This window comes from Belnapia sp. AC561, from assembly GCF_979252845.1.
This window is the reverse complement of record NZ_CEEDBP010000053.1, coordinates 12,825-31,192: the sequence shown is the minus strand read 5'-3', so window position 1 is coordinate 31,192 and position 18,368 is coordinate 12,825. Positions and strand designations below refer to the sequence as shown.

The window sequence follows — 18,368 nt, the reverse complement described above, 5'->3', positions numbered from 1 at the left end:
GGGGAAAGGCGGCGGGGAGGGTGGGATCATCCCCGCCGCCTATACGGCCAATTCCATGGGGGGTGGAATCGGCCTGTCGCCACGGACCGCACCGGGAATGGGGGGGGTGGTGCGGCCGGGGGGGAGAATGCGCCCGGGATGTTGCCGGCCGAAGCCCCCCGGCATGGCGAATTGCAACGGCCTGCAACGGCGGGGCCTGCTGCAACAGGGCGCAACAACTCCCTGCGCGCCGGCGCCGGCAATGGCCTATGTTACAATCACCATGGAAGCCCAACCCCATATCCTGGTCGTCGACGACGACCGCGAGATCCGCGATCTCCTCTCGAAATTCCTCGAGCGCCAGGGCATGCGCGTCGCCGCCGCCCGCGATGCGAAGGAAGCGAGGCGGCTCTGGCCGCTCGGCCGCTACCACCTGGTGGTGCTGGACCTGATGCTGCCCGGCGAAAGCGGGCTCGACTTCGCCAAGTGGCTGCGGACCCAGGGCGAGGTGCCGATCGTCATGCTGACCGCGATGGGCGACGAGACCGACCGCATCGTCGGCCTCGAGCTCGGCGCCGACGACTACCTCAGCAAGCCCTTCAACCCGCGGGAGCTGCTGGCCCGGGTCCGGGCCGTGCTGCGCCGCGCCTCGGGCGAGGCCGGGGCACCGAAGGAGCCGCCCTCCAAGGCCATCCGCTTCGGCGGCTGGGTGCTGGAGCCGGCCCGCCGCCGCCTGCTGAACCCGGATGGTGCCGAGGTGCCGCTGACGGGCGGCGAGTACGAGTTGCTGCAGGTGCTGGTCGAGCGGCCCAACCGGGTGCTGACGCGGGACATGCTGATGGACCTGCTGCGCGGCCGCCAGGCGGGACCCTTCGACCGCGCCATCGACGTCGCCGTCTCCCGCCTCCGCCGCAAGCTGGAGGATGACGGCCGCAACCCGAGCCTGATCAAGACCGTGCGCGGCGGCGGCTATGTGCTGGCGGCGACGGTGGAGCGGAGTTGACCCCGGCGACGCCGCCGCCCGATGCACCCCTGACTGGACCCCCCCTGACAGGGCCTGATGGCCGGCGCTGGCCGGTCTGGCGCATCTGGCCGCGCAGCCTCGCCGGGCGGACTGCGCTGGTGCTGCTGCTGGCGCTGACCGTGGTGCAGGCGGCCGGGCTCACCATTCATGCGCTGGACCGGGTGGACCTGCAGCGTTTCGCCCAGGCGCGGGAGATCTCCGCCCGCGCCATCAGCGCCTGGCGCACCGTGATCCTGGCCCCGGCCGATCGCCGCGGGCAGATGCTGGCCGAGCTGGAATTGCCCAGCGAGCTGTCGGCGACCCTGGACGACCACCCGCAGGCCCGGATGGACCATCCGCCGGTGCCGCCGCCCATCGCCCGGATGCTGCGGCTGGACCTGCTGAGCGGCGGGCCGCCCCGCTTCCGCCCGCGCGAGGTCATCACCTCCTGGGAGCCGCGCGGCCCCTGGGGCGGCTGGACGCCGCGCGGCAGCGCCCCGCCGGATGGGACGCGCCCGCGGGGGCAGCCCGTTGGGCCGCCGTCCGACATGCATCCCGGGTCCCGCCCGGCGCCGCCGGCGGATGGCGGGCTGCCGGGCTTCGGCCTGTTCGGCGGCGATGGCCCGGCCTTCCTGGTCAGCCTGCGGCTGCCGAGCGGGGAATGGCTGAACCTCCGCGTCTTCATGCCGCCGCCGCGGCCTTGGCATTCCGAGACCTTCCTGATCGCCTTCGCGGCGATGACCCTGGCGGCCGGGCTGCTGATCCTCTGGGCGGTGCGGCGGCTGACCCGGCCGGTGCGCGCCCTGGCGGAGGCGGCGGAGCGGCTGGGCCGTGACGTGAATGCGCCGCCCATGCCGGAGGCCGGGCCGACCGAGGTCGCCAAGGCGGCGCATGCCTTCAACACCATGGCCGAGCGCATCCGCCGCTTCGTCGGCGACCGGACCCAGATGCTGGCCGCCATCGGCCATGACCTGCGCACGCCCATCACCCGGCTGCGGCTGCGCGCCGAGTTCATGGACGACGACGAGCAGCGCCGGAAGATGCTCTCCGACCTCGACGAGATGGAGGCGATGGTAGCGGCGACGCTCGCCTTCGCCCGCGACGACAGCGCCGGCGAGCCGACCGCGCCGCTCGACCTCGCCGCGCTCTGCCGGACCGTGCTGGACGAGGCGGCCGATGCCCGGCCCGACCTCGCCGAGGCGATCGGCTACGAGGGGCCGGAGCGGCTGGTGGTGCAGGCCCGGCCGGTGGCGCTGAAGCGGGCGCTGGCCAACCTGATCGGCAATGCCCTGGCCTATGGCGGCGCGGCGCGGCTGGTGCTGACTGCGCCGGAGGCGCCGGGCCGGCCGGTGCGGCTGGCGGTGGAGGACAACGGGCCGGGCATTCCGCCCGAATCGCTGGAAGCGGTCTTCCAGCCCTTCCGCCGGCTGGAGGCGAGCCGCAACCGAGAGACCGGCGGCACCGGGCTCGGCCTGCCGATCGCCCGCAACATCCTGCGGGCGCATGGCGGCGACGTGGTGCTGCGCAACCGGCCGGGTGGCGGGCTGGTGGCGCTGGCCAACCTGCCTGGCTAGGATTTGGGCATGGACATCGACGCCTCCCCCATGGCCGAGCGGATCGAGGGACGGCTGGACCGGCTGGGGCTGGATGCCGCCGAAGCGGCGCGGCAGGCCGGGCTGCCGCCGGATTTCCTCGACCGGCTGCGGGACGGCCGGATGCCACCGCCGCGCGGCCGCAAGCTGGTGGCCCTGGCGGAGGCGCTGGCGACCAGCCTGTCCTGGCTGGTCGGCCTCGACCCCGACGTGCCGCCGCCGCCCGAGGTGCTGGCGGAGGACCAGGGCAACCTCGGCCTGCTGGCGGGGGATGAGGAGGCCTTGCTGCGCGCCTATCGCCGGCTGGACCTGCCGACCCGGGCGGCGGTAGTGCTGATCGCCCGGAAGCTGGCGGGGCCGGAGCCGGAGGCTGATGCGGTGCCGGCGAAGCCGGGCAAGCGCCAGCGATAGGGCAGGGAGGGCAGCGTCAGCCGTAGTGGTAGCGGCATTGGGCGATCTCGATCCGCTGATCCTCCCCGGGTGCCCCGGCGATGCGATAGACCAGCCGATGCTCGCCGGTAATGCGGCGCGACCACCAGCCGCTGAATTCGCCGCGCAGCGGCTCCGGCTTGCCCAAGCCGCGGAAGGGCTGCCGCCGCGCGTCCTCGATCAGCGCATTGAGACGCATGAAGATGTCGCGGTCGGCCTCCGCCCAATGCTGATAGGCGGCCCAGGCGGTGCGGCTGAAGTGGACCCGCACGCGGTCAGCGCCGCCACATCAGGGCAGCGGCTGGCCGGCCGGGATTTCCATGGCGGCCTCGCCGCCGGCATCGAATTCGCGGACCGCGTCGCGCAGTTGCGCCGCATTGGCCGGGTTGGAGAGCAGGTGGACCGTCTCCTGCCAGGCCGCGAATTCCCGCTCGGAGAGGATCACGACATTGCCCTTGCCCCCTTGCCGGGTCACCAGCAGCGGGGCGGCGCTGTCGATCGCCGCATCCATGTAATGGGCGAGGTTCTGGCGCAATTCGGTATAGGATACCTGGGTCATCGGCATTCTCCGTACGGAAATATGTACGGAACGGCGTCCGGATACAAGGACTACCCCGCCCGGATGCCGCTGGCCCGCAGGATCGGTGCCCATTTGGCGCTTTCCGCCCGGATGAAGCGGGCCGCCTCGGCCGGGTCGCCCTTCAAGGGTTCGATCCCGGCATCGGCATAGCGCGCCTGGGCCGCCGGTTCGGCGAGGCTGGCCGCAACGGCGGCGGCAAGCTGGGCCAGGATGGCCGGCGGCGTCCCGGCCGGGGCCTGCAGCGATTGCCAGGAGGAGGCGGCGTAGCCGGGCACGCCGGCTTCCGCCAGCGTCGGCAGATCGGGCAGCAGGTGCGACCGGCGCGGGGTGGTGACGGCCAGCGCCCGCACCCGGCCATCCTTCGCCATGGGCGCCAGCAGGGTCTGGCTGTCGATCATCATGTCGGCACGGCCGGCGACCAGGTCCGTCACCGCCTGCGGCGTGCCGCGATAGGTCACCACGGTGAAATCCACCCCGGCCAGGGACTTCAGCAGCTCCCCGGCGAGGTGGGAGGCGGCGCCGATGCCGGTGGTGGCGAAATTCGCGCCGTCGCCCTTGGCCTTCAGCCAGGCCAGCAGGCTCGGCACGTCGGTCGCCGGCACGCCGGGATGCACAGCGACGACGAAGGGCTGGTCCCCCAGCAGCGCCACCGGGGCGAAATCCGCCAGCGGGTCGAAGCCGAGGTCGGGATAGAGCGCCGCGATCACCGCATGGGCGGCGCCCGAGAGCAGCAGGGTATGGCCATCCGGCGCCGCCCGGGCGACGGCGCGGGCGCCGATGGTGGAACCGGCGCCGGGCAGATTCTCGACCACCACCGGCTGGCCGAGCCGCCGGGCCAGGGGCTCGGCCAGGATGCGGGCGACCACATCGATGATGCCGCCGGCGGCGAAGGGCACCACCAGCCGCACCGGCCGGGCGGGGAAACCCTGGGCCCTGGCCAGGCTGGGTGCGGCAAGGAGGGGTGCGGCAAGGAGCGGGGTCAGCAGCAGGGAACGGCGCAGCATCGGGAAGCCTCCGGGTTGGTGCCATGCTGCACCGCAGCGGCGGCGGGCGCGAGGCCGGAGCGGCGAACCCCGGCGTTTTCGCAGCGTTCCGGCTCGGCAATCGCCGGAGAATACGCCTCGTGATGACGCCTTTCCTGCTGTCCCGCCGTGTCCTCGGTGGGTCCCTGCTCGGCCTCGCCGCCTGCCAGAACCCGGTCGACCGGCTGCCCGACCCCACCGGGCGCGCCACCGGCGACATGGCGGAGCTGCTGCGGGTCTATGCGACGCTGGGGCCGAAGCCGGTCGAGACGCTCTCCGCGGAGGAAGCGCGGCGGCAGCCGAGCCTGGCCGATGCGGTGAAGGCGATGCAGCGCCGGCGCGGGATGCCGGAGGCGCCGCGCGCGGTGGCGATGGTCCAGGACATCCAGGTGCAGGGCGCCGCCGGGCCGCTGCCGGCGCGCATCTACGGCGAGCGGCAGCCCGGCGGCGCCGCGCCGATGATCCTTTATTTCCATGGCGGCGGCTGGGTCATCGCCGGGCTCGATACCTACGACAGCTCGGCCCGGGCACTGGCGGCGGAGACCGGGGCCATCGTCGTCGCCGTGCATTACCGCCAGGGGCCGGAGCATCGCTTCCCGGCGGCGCATGAGGATGCCGTCGCGGCCTACCAGTGGCTGGTCACGAACAGCCGCACCCTGGGCGGCGACCCCAACCGCATCGCCGTGGCCGGCGAGAGCGCCGGTGGCAACCTGGCGCTGACGGTCGGCATGGCGCTGCGCGCCAGCCCGGCCGGGCGGCCGGCGCATCTGCTGATGATCTATCCGGTCGCCGATGCCGACCTCACCACGCCATCGATGCGGGAGGAGGAGAATGCCAAGCCGCTGAGCAAGGCGGCGGTGCAGTGGTTCGTCTCGAACTACACCCGCTCGCCGGCGGACCTGCTGGATCCGCGGCTGGATGCCGGGCGCGTCGCCGACCTGCGCGGCCTGCCGCGCTCCACGGTGATCCTGGCGGGGATCGACCCGCTGCGGACCGGCGGCGAGCGGCTGGTGGGCAAGATGAATGCCGCCGGCGTGCCGACCGAATCGCGCAGCTTCCCCGGCGCCACGCATGAGTTCTTCGGCGCCGCGCCGGTGCTGCAGGATGCGGTGGTGGCGCAATCCTATGCCGGGGGCCGGCTGCGGGAGGTCTTCGCCGGCCGCGCCTGAGGCCGGCTACTCGGGGGTGATGCCGGCCTTGCGCATCAGCCCCTCGTTCATCGCCAGGTCATGGCCGATGCGCGCGCGGGCATTGCTGCCGCCGAAGGGCAGCGGCAGCAGGCCGGAGTCCTCGGCGAGGCGGAGCGCCGCCGGCCGGGCCGCGGCACTCCGCACCGCCGCTTCCAGCGCGGCGGCGAGCGGCGCCGGCAGCCCGGCCGGCGCGGCGAGGCACCACCAGGCACTGACCAGGAGTTCCGGCAGGCCGAGCTCGGCCAGGGTCGGCACATTGGGCGCGGCGGCCAGCCGCTGCTCGTGCGGGGCGGCCAGGGGCTGCAGCCGGCCTTCCTGCACATGGCCGCGGGCCGGGGCGAAGGTGGTGAACATCAGGTCGACCCGCCCGGCGAGGATCTCGGTCAGCGCCGGCGCCGGGCCGCCGAAGGGGACATGCAGCATCTCCGTCCCGGTCCGCTCGTTCAGCGCCAGCATCAGCAGATGCGCGGTCGAGCCGACGCCCCAGGTGCCGTAGGAGAGCTTGCCCGGCGCGCGCTTCGCCGCCTCGAGCACCTGCTGCAGGCTGCCCCAGCGCGGATGCGCCACCAGCAGATAGGCCGAGGCATAGAGCAGGCTGATGTAGGTGAAATCCGCCATCGGGTCGTAGCCCAGGTTGCGGAAGGCATAGGGCGCCTGGGAAAGGGCGGAATTGCTGCCGACCAGCAGGGTCAGCCCATCCGGCTTCGCCCGGGCGACATAGCGGGCGCCGACCGTGGTGGAGGCGCCGGGCTTGTGCTCCATGACGAAATTCGCGCCGAAGGTTTCGGCGAAGCCCTCCTGCAGGATGCGGGCGACCACATCGGTGCCGCCGCCAGGGCTGAAGGGGATGACGAGGCTGACGCTGCGCGGCGGCCAGCCGTCCGGTCCCTTGCCCTGGGCCAGGGCGAGGCCCGGCAGGGCAAGGACGGTGGCGCCGCCGAGCAGGGCACGGCGGGGCAGGGGGACCGCCTGCTGCGGCGGCTTGAGGTCTGGCATGGCGGCGCCCTCCCGGCATGCGGCCGGCTTGGGCGGGCCGCGGGTTTGTTGCCGCCAGCCTAGGGGGAAAATCCCGCCGCCATCACCCCCCTTTACTCGATGCGGATATCGGCCTGGCGGATCAGGCTGGCATAGCGCGCCGCATCGCGCTCCAGCAGGGCCGCCGCATCCGCGCTGCTGCCGCCGCCGGGCAGGAAGCCGGCCTCGTGGATGCGGGGGCGGAGCGCCGGATCGGCCAGGGCCGCATTCAGCGCGGCGGACCAGCGGTCCCGCACCGGGGCCGGCAGGTTGGGCGGGCCCATCAGCATGTACCAGACATTGGCGTCGAAGCCGGGGAAGCCGCTCTCGGCGACGGTCGGCAGGTCGGGCAGCCAGTCGATCCGCTCGGGCATGGTGGTGGCCAGCGCCCGCACCCGCTCGCCGCGGATATGCGGCAGGTAGGTGGGGAAGGTATCGATCGCCAGGTCGATTCGGCCGGCGAGGATCTCCGTCACAGCCTGGCCGGTGCCGCGGAAGGGCACATGCGTCATCCGCACCCCGGCGGCCCGCGCCAGCAGCTCCGCCGCCAGGTGCTGCTGGGTGGCGACGCCCGAGGAGGAATAGTTCAGCCCCCCGGGATTGGCCCGCGCCTGGGCGATCAGCCCCGCGAGGTCGCGCGCCGGCGAGGACAGTGGCACCACGGCGACCAGCGGCACGGTGGCGGCGAGGCCGATGGCGGTCTGGTCGCGGTGGATGTCGAAGGGTGGCGGCGCCATCAGCGGCGGCACGACGGCAGAGGCGCTGACGGTGGACATGTAGACGGTCTGGCCATCCGGCGGCGCCCGGGTGCCGGCGAGGGCGGCGATGGTGCCGCTGGCCCCGGGCCGGTTCTCCACCGCGATCGGCTGGCCGAGTGCCTGCTGCAGCGCCGGGGCGAGCAGGCGGGCGATGATATCGGTGCCGCCGCCGGGGGCGAAGCCGACCAGCAGCGTGACGGGGCGGGTGGGTGACCAGCTGGACTGGGCCAGGGCCGGGGCGATCGCGGGGGCCGCGAGGGCGGTGGCCAGCAGGGTGCGGCGGGTCGGCATGGCATCCTCCGATTTTTGGCCGGCATGCCGGCGTCTCATCGGTAGCGCGGGGGTGGCCGGCGGGGAAGCCAGGACGGATGCGAAGGATGGGCTGAGGCAGGGCCTGCGGCCAGGATCGGCGACAGGCGGAAGGCGGATCGGCCGGTCCCGGTTGCCGGGACCGGCCTTGTCGGATCAGCCGCCGCCGCTGTTGTTCTGGCCGCCCAGGGTCGGGTTGCCGGGGCGGATGGACCCATTGGGGGTCAGCGGGCTGCCACCGGTGCCGGAGCCGAGGCCGGAGGGGCTGGAGCTGCCGGCCGGCGGGGCGCCGCGGCCGCCCGGCATGGTGCCCTCGGAGGCCGAGGTCGGCGCGCCGGGGCCGGTGGTGACGCCGCCGCCCGGCTGCGGCAGGGAGCCGCGGGCATTCGGGGCCGGCATCCCCTGGGTCGTCGAGGTCTGCGCGACGGCGAGGCCGGCCGTAAGCATGGCGGCCATCGCGGTACTGAGGAAGATGATGCGACGCATGTGACTGTTCCCTGGATGTGCCAGGAAAGAGCGCCGGCCAGGCCCGCCGGTTCTACCACCGATGGTCACCAGCCGGGCGCGTCCTCGCGAGCGGTCGATGCCGGCGCGGATCAGGTTCCGGTCCAGACCGCCGGCTTGCGGGCGAGGAAGCTGGCGACGCCCTCGCGGAAGTCGTTGCTGGTGAAGCACATGGTCACCAGGTCGTCGCCATCCACCTGCCGCGCCGCCAGCCGCAGCCGGCGCATCGCTTCCTTGGTGGCCCGCAGGGTCAGCGGCGCATGGCCGGCGATGAGCCTTGCCAGCGCCTCCGCCCGGGCCTGCAGCGCGGCGTGGTCGGGCAGGATCTCGGAAACCAGGCCGATCGCCTTGGCTTCCTCCGCCTCGATCAGCCGGGCGGTATAGACCAGGTCCAGCACCTTGGCCGGGCCGATCAGCGCGGCGAGCCGGCCGTAATTCGCCATGGACAGGCAATTGCCCAGGGTCTTGGCGATGGGAAAGCCGATGCGGGCATTGGCAGCGGCGATGCGCATGTCGCAGACCGCGGCGATGGCGGCGCCGCCCCCGGTCGCCGCGCCCGAGATGGCGGCGATGGTCGGCTTCGGGCATTGCTCCAGCGCGACGAGGACGCCGTCGATCCGTTCCTCATAGGCGAGCGCATCCTCCGGCGTCTTGAAGTTGGAGAATTGGCTGATGTCGGTGCCGGCGGCGAAGGCCTTCTCGCCGGCGCCGGTGACGACCAGCACCTTCAGCGCATCGTCGGCGGCGGCGCCCTCGGCGATCTCGCGCAGCCGCGCATACATCGGGAAGGTGAGGGCATTGCGCGAGGCGGGGCGGTTCAGGGTGATGAAGCCGATCCCGTCGCGGATCTCGTACAGCAGCTCGTCCATGATCTTGCCCTCCCGGCGGTTCGCGGTAAGGGTAGCCCGCCTTCGGAGGACCCTCCAAATGACTCTGCCGCTTGCCCGTTTCACCGTCCTCGATCTGACCCGGGTGCGGTCCGGTCCGACCTGCGTCCGCCAGCTCGCGGACTGGGGCGCCAATGTCATCAAGGTCGAGGCGCCGGACGAGGTCGATACCGGCAAGGGCATGGGCGGCGAGCGGCACGGGCCGGACTTCCAGCATGTCCATCGCAACAAGCGCGGCATCACCATCAACCTGAAGAAGCCGGACGGCATCGCGCTGTTCCGGACGCTGGTGGCCAAGGCCGATGTCGTGGTCGAGAACTACCGGCCCGACGTGAAGGACCGGCTCGGCATCGACTATGCCTCGCTGGCGGCGATCAACCCGCGCATCGTGCTGGGGTCCATCAGCGGCTTCGGCCAGACCGGGCCCTATGCGAAACGGCCGGGCTTCGACCAGATCGCCCAGGGGATGGGCGGGCTGATGTCGGTCACCGGCCTGCCGGGGCAGGGGCCGGTGCGCGTCGGCATCCCCGTCGCCGACCTCACCGCGGGCCTTTATACCGCGCTCGGCATCATGGTGGCGCTGCTGGAGCGCGAGACGACGGGCAAGGGCCGCTGGGTCCATACCAGCCTGCTGGAAGCCATGGTGGCGATGATGGATTTCCAGGCGACCCGCTGGACCATGAAGCACGAGGTGCCGCAGCAGGCCGGCAACGACCACCCGACCACGGTGCCGACCGGGCTCTTCCACACCCAGGACGGCATGATCAACCTGGCCGGCGGCGGCGACGAGATGTGGCGCCGCATCGTCGAGACCCTGGGCCTCACCGAGGAAGCCAAGGACCCCGCCTTCGCCACCGACAAGTCCCGCGCCGCCAATCGCGGCAGGACCAATGCGCTGCTGCAGAAGCCGCTGCTGGAGGATACCTCGGAGAACTGGATCACCCGCCTGAACCAGGCCGGCGTGCCGAGCGGCCCGGTCTATGCGATGGACCAGGTCTTCGCCGATCCGCAGGTGCAGCATCTCGGCCTGGAATGGGCGGTGCCGCATCCGCTGCTCGGCGAGGTGAAGCTGGTGCGCTCGCCGATGAACCTCGAAGGCGTCGCGCCGGCGCGGCGGCCGACGCCGGAACGGGGCGAGCATACCGCGGAGGTGCTGGCCGAATTCGGCATCGGGCCCGAGCAATTGGCGAAGCTGCGCGCGGCGGGGGCGGTCTGATGCGCATCGCTTCCGTCCGCGACGCGGTGGTGCCGATCGCCTCGGCCATCGCCAATGCCTATATCGACTTCTCCAAGATGACCGCCTCGGTCGTCGCCGTCACGGTGGAGGATGGCGCCGGGCGCAGCGCCACCGGCTACGGCTTCAACTCCAACGGTCGCTACGCCCAGCCCGGCCTGCTGCGCGAACGCTTCATCCCGCGCCTGCTGGAGACGCCGGAGGCCGCGCTCTCCCATGCCGATGGCGGGCTGGAACCCGGCGGCGCCTGGGCGAGCATGATGAAGAACGAGAAGCCCGGCGGCCATGGCGACCGCAGCGTCGCGGTCGGCGTGCTCGACATGGCGCTCTGGGATGCCGCGGCGAAGCTGGCGGGCAAGCCGCTCTGGAAGTTGCTGGCCGATCGCTACCGTGGCGGCGAGGCCGACGACAATGCCTGGATCTATGCCGCCGGCGGCTACTACTACCCCGGCAAGGGCGAGGATGCGCTGGTCGAGGAGATGCAGCGCTACCTCGACCTCGGCTACAGCGTGGTGAAGATGAAGATCGGCGGCGCCCCCGGCACGCCGCTGCGCGCCGCGCTGAAGGAGGATGTCGGCCGGATCGAGGCGGTCCTCAAGCTGCTCGGCGGCGACGGTTCCCGCCTGTGTGTCGACGTCAACGGCCGCTTCGGCCTGCATGCGGCGCTGGCCTATGGCGCGGCGCTCGAGCCCTACAAGCTGCGCTGGTACGAGGAGCCGCTGGACCCGCTGGACTACGCGACGCATGCCACGCTGGCGGAGCACTACAGCGGCCCCATCGCCACCGGGGAGAACCTCTTCTCCATGCTCGATGCGCGCAACCTGATCCGCCACGGCGGGCTGCGTTCGGACCGCGACATCCTGCAGTTCGACCCGGCGCTGTCCTATGGCCTGGTCGAGTACCTGCGGACGCTGGCGATGCTGCAGGAGCACGGCTGGTCGCCGCGCCGCTGCGTCCCGCATGGCGGACACCAATTCGCGCTGAACATCGCGATCGGCCTCGGCCTCGGCGGCAACGAAAGCTATCCGGAGGTCTTCGCCCCCTTCGGCGGCTTCGCCGATGCGACGCCGGTCGAGGACAGCCGCATCCGCATGCCGGATGTCCCCGGCATCGGCTTCGAGCAGAAGGCCAATCTCTGGTCCGTGCTGAAGGACGTCTGACCGCGGCCGCCATCCACGGCATGGATGGCGGCGATCCGGGATGGCGATTGGTCTGCGGCCGATCCAAGGCTCATCTTCCTGGGCAAGGGAAGGCCACACGGTCTTCCACTCCCCGAGGAGAACTCAGATGGTCCGCAATATCCTGCTCGCTTCCGTGATCGCCCTTGGCGCCGCCGGTGCCGCCCAGGCGGCCGATGGCCCCCGGCTGATCGGTGGCCTCGGCGATGGCGGCGCCCGGATCGAGCGCAGCCAGCCGGCGACCCAGGTGGGCGGCGCCACCGTGCTGTTCAGCGGCGGCGGCAATGACCGCAGCTATGCCTATGGCGCGGTGCAGGCCCAGCCCGGCCGCGTCGCCCGGATCATCGGCGGCGGCAACGACCAGCAGGTGGTCTACGAGGATGCCCCGCAGGCGGCCGGCCTCGCCGCCGCGGCGCTGGTCGGCGCGCCGCGCGGTTGACGGAAATGGCGCGGCGCGGTCAGCGCCGCGCCAGGTCCACGATGCCGGCGAAGCCTGTCTCGGTCCCGAAGGCGAGCTGGCTGCCGCTGGCATTCCAGGCCAGCGCCGAGATCCCGCCATGCCCCGGCGGCGCCACCGGCACGATCTTGCCGGAGCCGATCTCGGCCAGCAGCAGCAGCCCGTCGGCGAAGCCGGCGGCGACCACCTCGTGCTGCGGATGGCAGGCGACCGCCGAACACAGCACGCCGTCGCCGCCGGCAAGTTCGGTCGGCGCCTTGCCCATCGGCCCGCCGCCGAAGAAGGGCCAGATCACCACGCTGTCGGCGCCGCTGGTCACCAGCCAGCGCCCGCGCGACGTGAAGGCCATCGACCGCGTCTTCGACGGATAGCCCGACATCCGCATGTGCTGGTTGTCGGCCAGCCGCCAGCCATGCAGCGCATTCTCCTGCATCGCGGTCACCACATGGGTGCCGTCCGGGCTGAGGACGATGCCGGCATGGCTGCCCTTCCACTCCAGCACCCGCGGCTTGTCTTCCTTGGCGGCGACGAACCACAGGCTCGCCCCGTTGTAGTGGCTGGCGGCGATGCGCTTGCCCTTGGCATCGAAGGCGATGCCGCCGACCGAGCTCGGATGCGTCAGCGTCTTCAGCTTCGCGCCCTTGGCATCGAAGACATGCAGCAGCTTGCCGACGCTGGCGGCGCGCAGCCCGCTCTCATGCGCCGCCACATGCTCGACCCACTTCATCGTGCCGAGATTGGCGATCTCCTCCACCGTGCCATCGGCCGCGGTGCGGACCAGGCGGCCATCGTCGCCGCCGCTGAGGAAGCCGTTCTTGGCATCGGCCACCAGCGACAGCACCGCGCCGTCATGCGCCTCCGCCGTCGCCCAGTCCCTGGCCCCCGGCGCGACGATGCGCACCGTGCCATCACCCAGGCCTAGCCCGCAGGTGCCGTCCTTGCTGAAGGCCAGGTCCACCACCCAGGCGCCGAGTTCCTGCGTATGGCCGCGCGCGGCCAGCAGGAAGTCGGCCTCGGCGTATTCGCTGTCGCTCATACCGGGCTCCAGCGCTCGACCTCGGCGGTGACCTTGGCCGGGTCATCAACCTGGCAGGCCTCGAAGCCGCGGCGCAGCACCGGGCGATTCAGGTCGCGGCCGATGAAGACCAGCTTCGACTTGCGCGGATCGCCGTCCTTCCAGTTCCCGATGTAGTCGCCATCGGCGATCATGTGCACCGCCTGGAAGGCGAAGCGGCGGTCGTCGCCCTCGTAGCTGAGGATGCCCTTGGTCCGCAGCAGGTCCTGGCCCTTCTGGGCGAGGAGCTGGCTGATCCAGGCGTTGAAGCGCTCCGGGTCGATCGGGCGGGAGACCTCGAAGCTGACGGAGTTGATGTCGCCGTCATGGTCGTGCTCGTTCTCGCCGGAGAGGAATTCCGGCTCCCGCTCCAGGATGCGCTCCAGGCTGAAGGCCTCGCGGCCGATCACCGCCTCGATCGGCACCTCGGACTTGGTGCTGCGGCGGATCTCGGCATAGGGGTTGATGGCGCGGATCCGGGCTTCCAGCGCCGTCGCCTCGGCATCGGTCACCAGATCCATCTTGTTCATGATGATGATGTCGGCGAAGGCGATCTGCTCGACCGCCTCCTTGCTGTCGGCCAGCCGCGCCGGCAGGTTCTTCGCATCCACCAGCGTCACGATGGCATCGAGCCGGGTGGCGCGCTTGACGTCCTCGTCGGCGAAGAAGGTCTGCGCCACCGGGGCCGGGTCGGCGAGGCCGGTGGTCTCGACAATGATGCCGTCGAATTTGCCGCGCCGCTTCATCAAGCCGTTGATGATGCGGATCAGGTCGCCGCGCACGGTGCAGCAGATGCAGCCGTTGTTCATCTCGAAGACTTCCTCGTCGGTATCGACGACGAGGTCGTTGTCCACGCCGAGCTCACCGAACTCGTTGATGACCACGGCGAATTTCTTGCCGTGGTTCTCGCTGAGGATGCGGTTCAGCAGGGTGGTCTTGCCGGCGCCGAGGTAGCCGGTCAGTACGGTGACGGGGACGGGAACGGGAGTGGCGTCGCTCATCGGAGGCTCCGCGAAAGGGGAGGGGGGTCGGGTCGGCCGGGAATATGGGGCGGCCGGGCCGGAAGGGCAAAGGGGGCCGTGCCAGGGCCCTAGCCGGCCGGCCGGTTCGCCTGCAGGAAGCTCCGGATGTGCCGGATCGCCAGGGGCAGCCGTGCCTTCGGCTCCTTCCAGGGATAGAGGCTCATCTGGCCCTCCGGCGCCAGCATCGCGCTCTCCTCCGCCACGGCATAGGGATGCGCCGGGATATCGTCCGGCAGCACCAGCACGGGCGTCCGGCAGCCGCGGACGAAGTCCCGGTCCACGGTGAATACGAAATCCGCCCGGTCCCGGTACATCCGGGTCAGGAAGGCCTCGACCATCGCCATGCTGATCTCGGGCCGCCGGGCGCAGAGCGCCGGGCCCCAGCCGGCCATGTTGTTGTCGAAGAACAGGTCGGGCAGCTCCGGCCGGAAGCCGCTCGGCTGCGCCAGCACCGCCGCCTGCACCCGCCCCGGCGCCCGCCTCAGCAGGTTCCAGATGAAGGGGCCGCCGATGCAGAAGCCGAGCACCTGGAACTGCCCGACTCCGAGATGGTCCAGCAGCCCGAGCTGGTCATCGGTATGGGCATCCCAGGGCCGGTCCATCTCCAGCGGGCCGAAGGAGCCGCCGCCCGCGGCATTGCGCAGGTCGAAGGTGATGCAGCGATACCGGTCCTGGAAGGCCTCCAGCGCATTGAACGGCCCCTTGTCGACCACGTAGGGGATGGTCGCATTCAGCCCGCCGCCGGGGATGATGAGCAGGGGCGGGCCGCTGCCGACCTCCTCGTAGTGGATGCGGACTTGGCCCTTTTCGTAGAACGGCATCTCCTGTCCTCCTCAATCCGCGACCTGGCCCTCGAGCAGGGGCTTCCAGCGGGCGATCTCGGCCCGCCAGAAGGCCTGGGCGCCGGCCGGCGTCGTCCGCTCGCCGCTGGCGGGCGCGCTGCCGAGGTCGGCGATCCGCTGCCCCACCACCGGATCCGCCAGCGCCGCCAGCAACGCCCGGTTCAGCCGCGCCACCACCGGCGCCGGCGTGCCGGCTGGGGCGAACAGGAGGTTCCAGCCGGACATCCGCATGGCCGGCAGCCCGGCTTCCGCGGTAGTCGGCACCTCGGCCAGGGCGGCGGCGCGGCTGTCGGCGGTGATGGCATAGGCGCGGATCGTCCCACCGCGGATCTGCTCCGCATTGTTGGTCGTCTGGTCGCAGCCGAGGTCGAGCGTCCCCGCCATCAGGTCGTTCATGACCGGCCCATTGCCCCGGTACGGCACCAGGGTCACCGGCGCCCCCGCCGAGGCGATCAGCAGCAGGCTGCACAGATGGCTGGTCGAGCCGACCCCGGCATTGCCCAGGTTCAGCCCGCGCCCCTCCCGCCGGATCGCCGCCACCAGCTCCGGCAGGGTCGCCGCCGGGAAGTCGCGCCGGGCGATGATCGCCATCGGCACCTCGTTCACCAGCCCGATCGCCTCCAGCGCCAGCGGGTCAAAGCTTAGGCGCCGCAGCAGGGTTGGGATGGTCGCCTGGGCCAGGCTGCCGAACAGGATCGTATGCCCATCCGGCCGCGCCGCCGCGACCCGCCCCTGGCCGATCGCCCCGCCGGCTCCCGAGGCATTCTCCACCACCACCGGCTGGCCGAGATCGGCCCCCAGCGCCGGCGCGATCAGTCGGGCCACGACATCCGCCGGGCCGCCGGGGGCGAAGCCGACAACCAGGGTGACGGGGCGCGCGGGGAAGGGCTGGGCGCTGGCGCCGCAGGCAATAACCATCAGGGCCAGGGCGATGCGGATCAAGAATTCCCCCAAGATAAGGCCAGGAGAAAGTATTCTCCCAGACCCTCATCCATCTTTATTGGTTTTAGACCTGATGGTCGAACCACCTACCTCACAGAAATAGAAGGGCGGGGTTCGGGGAGGGAATACCTTCCCTCCCTGACCTTACCGATCCCGCCGCAACGCCACTTTCGCCGCCACCACCGCATCCACCAGCCCCGGCAGCAGCGCCGGCCGTCGCTCCGGCGCCGCCTCCAGCGCCCGGGCCGCCGCGACGGCCGCCGGCGCCCCCACCGCCGCGAAGATCGCCGCGACGCGCATCGCCGCCTCCTGCACGTCCGGCAGCCCCGGGGTGGTGCGCAGCGTGGCGACTAGCATCGCGGCGCGATCCAGCGCCAGGCTGTCCTGGGCGCGGCGGCCCTCAGGGCCCAGCTCCTCCAGCAGCGCCTCCCGCATCGGGGCATCCAGCGGCGAGGCCGGGGTCCGGGCGGTGACGACGCGGCGCAGCGTCGCCTCCAGCGCCTCGGCCGCCAGCGGGCGGGTCAGCAACGCGTCGAAGCCGGCCTCGGTGCAGGTGGTCTCCAGCAGGCGTTCCTGCTCGGTCGCCAGCGCCACCACCGCCAGGCGGGAGAGCGGCGGCGGCCAACCACGCAGCCGCTTTAGCCCCTCGAAGCGCCGCGCGCCGGGGCAGGCCAAGTCCTGCAGCAGCGCGTCGGCCGGCAGCCGGGCGAGCACGGCGATCGCCTCCGGCCAGGTCGCGGCCGGCAGGCAGGCATGCCCGGCGGCCTCCATCGCGGCCCGGAATTGCGCCGCGTCATTGGCCGGCAACCCGGCCATGACGATGGTCAGCGGCCGCGTCGCCGGGTCCCCCGCCGGCCGTCCCAGCCCCAGCAGCACGGCGGCCGCCAAGGTAGGAAAGGCTGTGGCAGGGAAGGCCGGCTTGGCCATGGCCTCAGGCCGCTTCGGCGCGGATGGCGTCGCTGAGGGTGCCGTAGAGCCGGTCGATATGCTTCGGCTCGATGATCAGCGGCGGCGAGAGGGCGATGATGTCGCCGGTGACGCGGATCAGCACGCCGCTGTCGAAGCAGCGGCGGAAGACCTCCATCGCCCGCTGGCCCGGCTTGCCGCCGCGCGGCGCCAGCTCGATGCCGGCGATCAGCCCGTAGTCGCGGATGTCGATGACGTTCGGCAGGTCGCGCAGGCTATGCGTCGCCTCCTGCCAGAGCGGCTCGATCGCCCGCGCCCGGCCCGGCAGGTCCTCCTCCCGGTGCAGCTCCATGGTGGCGATGGCGGCGGCGGCGGCCAGCGGATGGCCCGAGTAGGTATAGCCGTGGAAGAGCTCGATGCCCGTCGGCGCGCCCTCGACGATGGCGTCGTAGACCCCGTTGCGGACCGCGACCGCGCCCATCGGCACCGCGGCATTGGTCAGCCCCTTGGCCATGGTCATGATGTCGGGCGTCACGCCCAGCCGCTCGGCGCCGAAGTTCGTGCCGATGCGGCCAAAGCCGGTGATGACCTCATCGAAGATCAGCAGGATGCCGTGCTTGGTGCAGAGCGCCCGCAGGCGTTCCAGATAGCCCTTGGGCGGCACCAGCACGCCGGTCGAACCGGCGATCGGCTCGACCATGACGGCGGCGATGGTCTCGGCGCCATGCAGCGCGACGAGGTTCTCCAGCGCATCGGCCAGATGGGCGCCTTCCTCCGGCATCCCCTTGGCGAAGCGGTTGGCCTCGATCCCATGGGTATGCGGCAGGTGGTCCACATAGGGCAGCAGGGCGCCGAACTGCTTGCGGTTGCCGCCGATGCCGCCGACCGACATGCCGCCGAAGCCGACGCCGTGGTAGCCGCGCTCCCGCCCGATGAGGCGCACGCGGCTGCTCTCGCCGCGGGCCTTGTGATAGGCGAGCGCGATCTTCAGCGCGGTATCCGCCGATTCGGACCCGCTGTTGGTGAAGAAGACCTTGTCCATGCCCTCCGGCGTCAGCTCGGCGATGCGCGCCGCGGCCTCGAAGGCGATGGGGTGGCCGAGCTGGAAGGTCGGCGCGTAATCCAGGATGGCGGCCTGCTTCTGGATGGCTTCCTTGATCTGCACCCGGCCATGCCCGGCATTGCAGCACCAGAGCCCGGCGGTGCCGTCCAGGATTTCCTGCCCATCGGCGGTGAAGTAGGACATGCCCTCGGCCCGCGCGATCATCCGCGGATTGGCCTTGAAGTACTTGTTGTCCGAATAGGGCATCCAGTACGCGTCCAGGTTGTTGGGACGCGGTACGTTCATCTCGTTCATCATCAGGCTCCGGCCGATGCGCTAAACAACACCCGCAGGCCGCGGGGGGCAAGCGGGCGGTGCCTCCGGGCGGCGCCCGTGATAGGGAAATCGCCGAAACCACGCCACG

Annotated in this window: 20 protein-coding genes; 7 read left to right on the top strand and 13 right to left on the bottom strand. The window is 71.8% G+C overall.

The genetic code is table 11. The annotated features are described in order from the left end of the window. The first annotated feature begins 262 nt into the window (after positions 1 to 262). The 3 genes from AC0IW9_RS27740 to AC0IW9_RS27730 are packed head-to-tail and all read left to right on the top strand — an operon-like array spanning position 263 to position 2,985. Positions 263 to 982, top strand: coding sequence for a response regulator (locus tag AC0IW9_RS27740; protein ID WP_471651541.1), 720 nt, complete (start codon positions 263 to 265; stop codon positions 980 to 982). After that, positions 979 to 2,556: an ATP-binding protein gene (locus AC0IW9_RS27735; RefSeq protein WP_471651540.1), complete on the top strand. Its 1,578-nt coding sequence runs from the start codon at positions 979 to 981 to the stop codon at positions 2,554 to 2,556. Before AC0IW9_RS27740 ends, AC0IW9_RS27735 begins: the two co-directional genes overlap by 4 nt. Before the next feature lie 9 nt (positions 2,557 to 2,565). After that, positions 2,566 to 2,985: a hypothetical protein gene (locus AC0IW9_RS27730; protein WP_471651539.1), complete on the top strand. Its 420-nt coding sequence runs from the start codon at positions 2,566 to 2,568 to the stop codon at positions 2,983 to 2,985. Positions 2,986 to 3,001: 16 nt separating this feature from the next. Here AC0IW9_RS27730 and AC0IW9_RS27725 read toward each other — a convergent pair whose 3' ends face one another. From AC0IW9_RS27725 to AC0IW9_RS27715, 3 genes are read right to left on the bottom strand one after another with little or no spacing between them, the layout of a single operon-like run. Beyond that, positions 3,002 to 3,274 (bottom strand): Txe/YoeB family addiction module toxin, encoded by a 273-nt coding sequence (locus AC0IW9_RS27725; protein WP_471651538.1) that lies wholly within the window; start codon positions 3,272 to 3,274, stop codon positions 3,002 to 3,004. Between the two features lie 18 nt (positions 3,275 to 3,292). Beyond that, positions 3,293 to 3,562 carry a type II toxin-antitoxin system Phd/YefM family antitoxin gene (locus tag AC0IW9_RS27720; RefSeq protein WP_471651537.1) on the bottom strand — a complete coding sequence of 90 codons (270 nt, stop codon included), beginning with the start codon at positions 3,560 to 3,562 and terminating at the stop codon, positions 3,293 to 3,295. 50 nt (positions 3,563 to 3,612) lie between these two features. Next, entirely contained in the window at positions 3,613 to 4,587 is a 975-nt protein-coding gene (locus AC0IW9_RS27715) for a tripartite tricarboxylate transporter substrate binding protein (protein WP_471651536.1), read from the bottom strand. Between the two features lie 122 nt (positions 4,588 to 4,709). Here AC0IW9_RS27715 and AC0IW9_RS27710 point away from each other — a divergent pair, with 122 nt between their 5' ends. Next, on the top strand, positions 4,710 to 5,774 hold the full coding sequence (locus AC0IW9_RS27710; RefSeq protein WP_471651535.1) for an alpha/beta hydrolase: 1,065 nt from the start codon (positions 4,710 to 4,712) through the stop codon (positions 5,772 to 5,774). Positions 5,775 to 5,780: 6 nt separating this feature from the next. Here the strand turns inward: AC0IW9_RS27710 and AC0IW9_RS27705 are convergent, their stop codons facing one another. The 4 genes from AC0IW9_RS27705 to AC0IW9_RS27690 all read right to left on the bottom strand — a co-directional run bounded on the left by AC0IW9_RS27705 (position 5,781) and on the right by AC0IW9_RS27690 (position 9,249). Further along, on the bottom strand, positions 5,781 to 6,791 hold the full coding sequence (locus tag AC0IW9_RS27705) for a Bug family tripartite tricarboxylate transporter substrate binding protein (protein WP_471651534.1): 1,011 nt from the start codon (positions 6,789 to 6,791) through the stop codon (positions 5,781 to 5,783). A 92-nt stretch (positions 6,792 to 6,883) separates the two neighbouring features. Further along, complete coding sequence (locus tag AC0IW9_RS27700) at positions 6,884 to 7,858, bottom strand: Bug family tripartite tricarboxylate transporter substrate binding protein (protein WP_471651533.1); 975 nt, start codon at positions 7,856 to 7,858, stop codon at positions 6,884 to 6,886. Positions 7,859 to 8,032: 174 nt separating this feature from the next. Then, entirely contained in the window at positions 8,033 to 8,362 is a 330-nt protein-coding gene (locus AC0IW9_RS27695) for a hypothetical protein (protein ID WP_471651532.1), read from the bottom strand. A 110-nt stretch (positions 8,363 to 8,472) separates the two neighbouring features. Continuing rightward, positions 8,473 to 9,249, bottom strand: a complete 777-nt coding sequence (locus AC0IW9_RS27690) for an enoyl-CoA hydratase (RefSeq protein ID WP_471651531.1) — start codon at positions 9,247 to 9,249, stop codon at positions 8,473 to 8,475. A gap of 58 nt (positions 9,250 to 9,307) precedes the next feature. On the opposite strand from AC0IW9_RS27690, the gene AC0IW9_RS27685 reads away from it, so the two are divergent. The 3 genes from AC0IW9_RS27685 to AC0IW9_RS27675 all read left to right on the top strand — a co-directional run bounded on the left by AC0IW9_RS27685 (position 9,308) and on the right by AC0IW9_RS27675 (position 12,118). Beyond that, a complete protein-coding gene (locus AC0IW9_RS27685; protein ID WP_471651530.1) occupies positions 9,308 to 10,483 on the top strand; it encodes a CaiB/BaiF CoA transferase family protein in 1,176 nt (391 codons plus the stop codon). After that, on the top strand, positions 10,483 to 11,661 hold the full coding sequence (locus AC0IW9_RS27680; RefSeq protein WP_471651529.1) for an enolase C-terminal domain-like protein: 1,179 nt from the start codon (positions 10,483 to 10,485) through the stop codon (positions 11,659 to 11,661). The genes AC0IW9_RS27685 and AC0IW9_RS27680 overlap by 1 nt, the downstream gene beginning before the upstream one ends. Positions 11,662 to 11,788: 127 nt before the next feature. Further along, positions 11,789 to 12,118, top strand: a complete 330-nt coding sequence (locus AC0IW9_RS27675; RefSeq protein WP_471651528.1) for a hypothetical protein — start codon at positions 11,789 to 11,791, stop codon at positions 12,116 to 12,118. Between the two features lie 19 nt (positions 12,119 to 12,137). Here the strand turns inward: AC0IW9_RS27675 and AC0IW9_RS27670 are convergent, their stop codons facing one another. From AC0IW9_RS27670 to aptA, 6 genes are all read right to left on the bottom strand, one after another. Continuing rightward, complete coding sequence (locus tag AC0IW9_RS27670; protein WP_471651527.1) at positions 12,138 to 13,172, bottom strand: WD40 repeat domain-containing protein; 1,035 nt, start codon at positions 13,170 to 13,172, stop codon at positions 12,138 to 12,140. After that, the gene (locus AC0IW9_RS27665) at positions 13,169 to 14,191 is read right to left on the bottom strand and encodes a CobW family GTP-binding protein (protein ID WP_471651526.1); all 1,023 of its coding nucleotides are present in this window, start codon (positions 14,189 to 14,191) and stop codon (positions 13,169 to 13,171) included. The genes AC0IW9_RS27670 and AC0IW9_RS27665 overlap by 4 nt, the downstream gene beginning before the upstream one ends. 89 nt (positions 14,192 to 14,280) lie before the next feature. Then, positions 14,281 to 15,033: an alpha/beta fold hydrolase gene (locus AC0IW9_RS27660; protein WP_471651525.1), complete on the bottom strand. Its 753-nt coding sequence runs from the start codon at positions 15,031 to 15,033 to the stop codon at positions 14,281 to 14,283. Positions 15,034 to 15,045: 12 nt separating this feature from the next. Then, positions 15,046 to 15,996, bottom strand: a complete 951-nt coding sequence (locus AC0IW9_RS27655; RefSeq protein ID WP_471651524.1) for a tripartite tricarboxylate transporter substrate-binding protein — start codon at positions 15,994 to 15,996, stop codon at positions 15,046 to 15,048. A gap of 144 nt (positions 15,997 to 16,140) precedes the next feature. Further along, a complete protein-coding gene (locus AC0IW9_RS27650) occupies positions 16,141 to 16,884 on the bottom strand; it encodes a hypothetical protein (RefSeq protein ID WP_471651523.1) in 744 nt (247 codons plus the stop codon). Positions 16,885 to 16,927: 43 nt separating this feature from the next. Beyond that, on the bottom strand, positions 16,928 to 18,250 hold the full coding sequence (aptA, locus tag AC0IW9_RS27645) for an omega-aminotransferase AptA (protein ID WP_471651522.1): 1,323 nt from the start codon (positions 18,248 to 18,250) through the stop codon (positions 16,928 to 16,930). Positions 18,251 to 18,368: the final 118 nt, after the last annotated feature.

Bases quoted from the DNA above. Each gene is read 5' to 3' on its own strand.
- AC0IW9_RS27680 (WP_471651529.1), top strand. From the start codon at position 10,483: ATGCGCATCGCTTCCGTCCGCGACGCGGTGGTGCCGATCGCCTCGGCC.
- AC0IW9_RS27685 (WP_471651530.1), top strand. From the start codon at position 9,308: ATGACTCTGCCGCTTGCCCGTTTCACCGTCCTCGATCTGACCCGGGTG.
- AC0IW9_RS27715 (WP_471651536.1), bottom strand. From the start codon at position 4,587: ATGCTGCGCCGTTCCCTGCTGCTGACCCCGCTCCTTGCCGCACCCCTC.
- aptA (WP_471651522.1), bottom strand. From the start codon at position 18,250: ATGAACGTACCGCGTCCCAACAACCTGGACGCGTACTGGATGCCCTAT.
- AC0IW9_RS27695 (WP_471651532.1), bottom strand. From the start codon at position 8,362: ATGCGTCGCATCATCTTCCTCAGTACCGCGATGGCCGCCATGCTTACG.
- AC0IW9_RS27660 (WP_471651525.1), bottom strand. From the start codon at position 15,033: ATGCCGTTCTACGAAAAGGGCCAAGTCCGCATCCACTACGAGGAGGTC.
- AC0IW9_RS27670 (WP_471651527.1), bottom strand. From the start codon at position 13,172: ATGAGCGACAGCGAATACGCCGAGGCCGACTTCCTGCTGGCCGCGCGC.
- AC0IW9_RS27675 (WP_471651528.1), top strand. From the start codon at position 11,789: ATGGTCCGCAATATCCTGCTCGCTTCCGTGATCGCCCTTGGCGCCGCC.
- AC0IW9_RS27700 (WP_471651533.1), bottom strand. From the start codon at position 7,858: ATGCCGACCCGCCGCACCCTGCTGGCCACCGCCCTCGCGGCCCCCGCG.
- AC0IW9_RS27710 (WP_471651535.1), top strand. From the start codon at position 4,710: ATGACGCCTTTCCTGCTGTCCCGCCGTGTCCTCGGTGGGTCCCTGCTC.
- AC0IW9_RS27720 (WP_471651537.1), bottom strand. From the start codon at position 3,562: ATGACCCAGGTATCCTATACCGAATTGCGCCAGAACCTCGCCCATTAC.
- AC0IW9_RS27705 (WP_471651534.1), bottom strand. From the start codon at position 6,791: ATGCCAGACCTCAAGCCGCCGCAGCAGGCGGTCCCCCTGCCCCGCCGT.
- AC0IW9_RS27740 (WP_471651541.1), top strand. From the start codon at position 263: ATGGAAGCCCAACCCCATATCCTGGTCGTCGACGACGACCGCGAGATC.
- AC0IW9_RS27665 (WP_471651526.1), bottom strand. From the start codon at position 14,191: ATGAGCGACGCCACTCCCGTTCCCGTCCCCGTCACCGTACTGACCGGC.
- AC0IW9_RS27690 (WP_471651531.1), bottom strand. From the start codon at position 9,249: ATGGACGAGCTGCTGTACGAGATCCGCGACGGGATCGGCTTCATCACC.
- AC0IW9_RS27730 (WP_471651539.1), top strand. From the start codon at position 2,566: ATGGACATCGACGCCTCCCCCATGGCCGAGCGGATCGAGGGACGGCTG.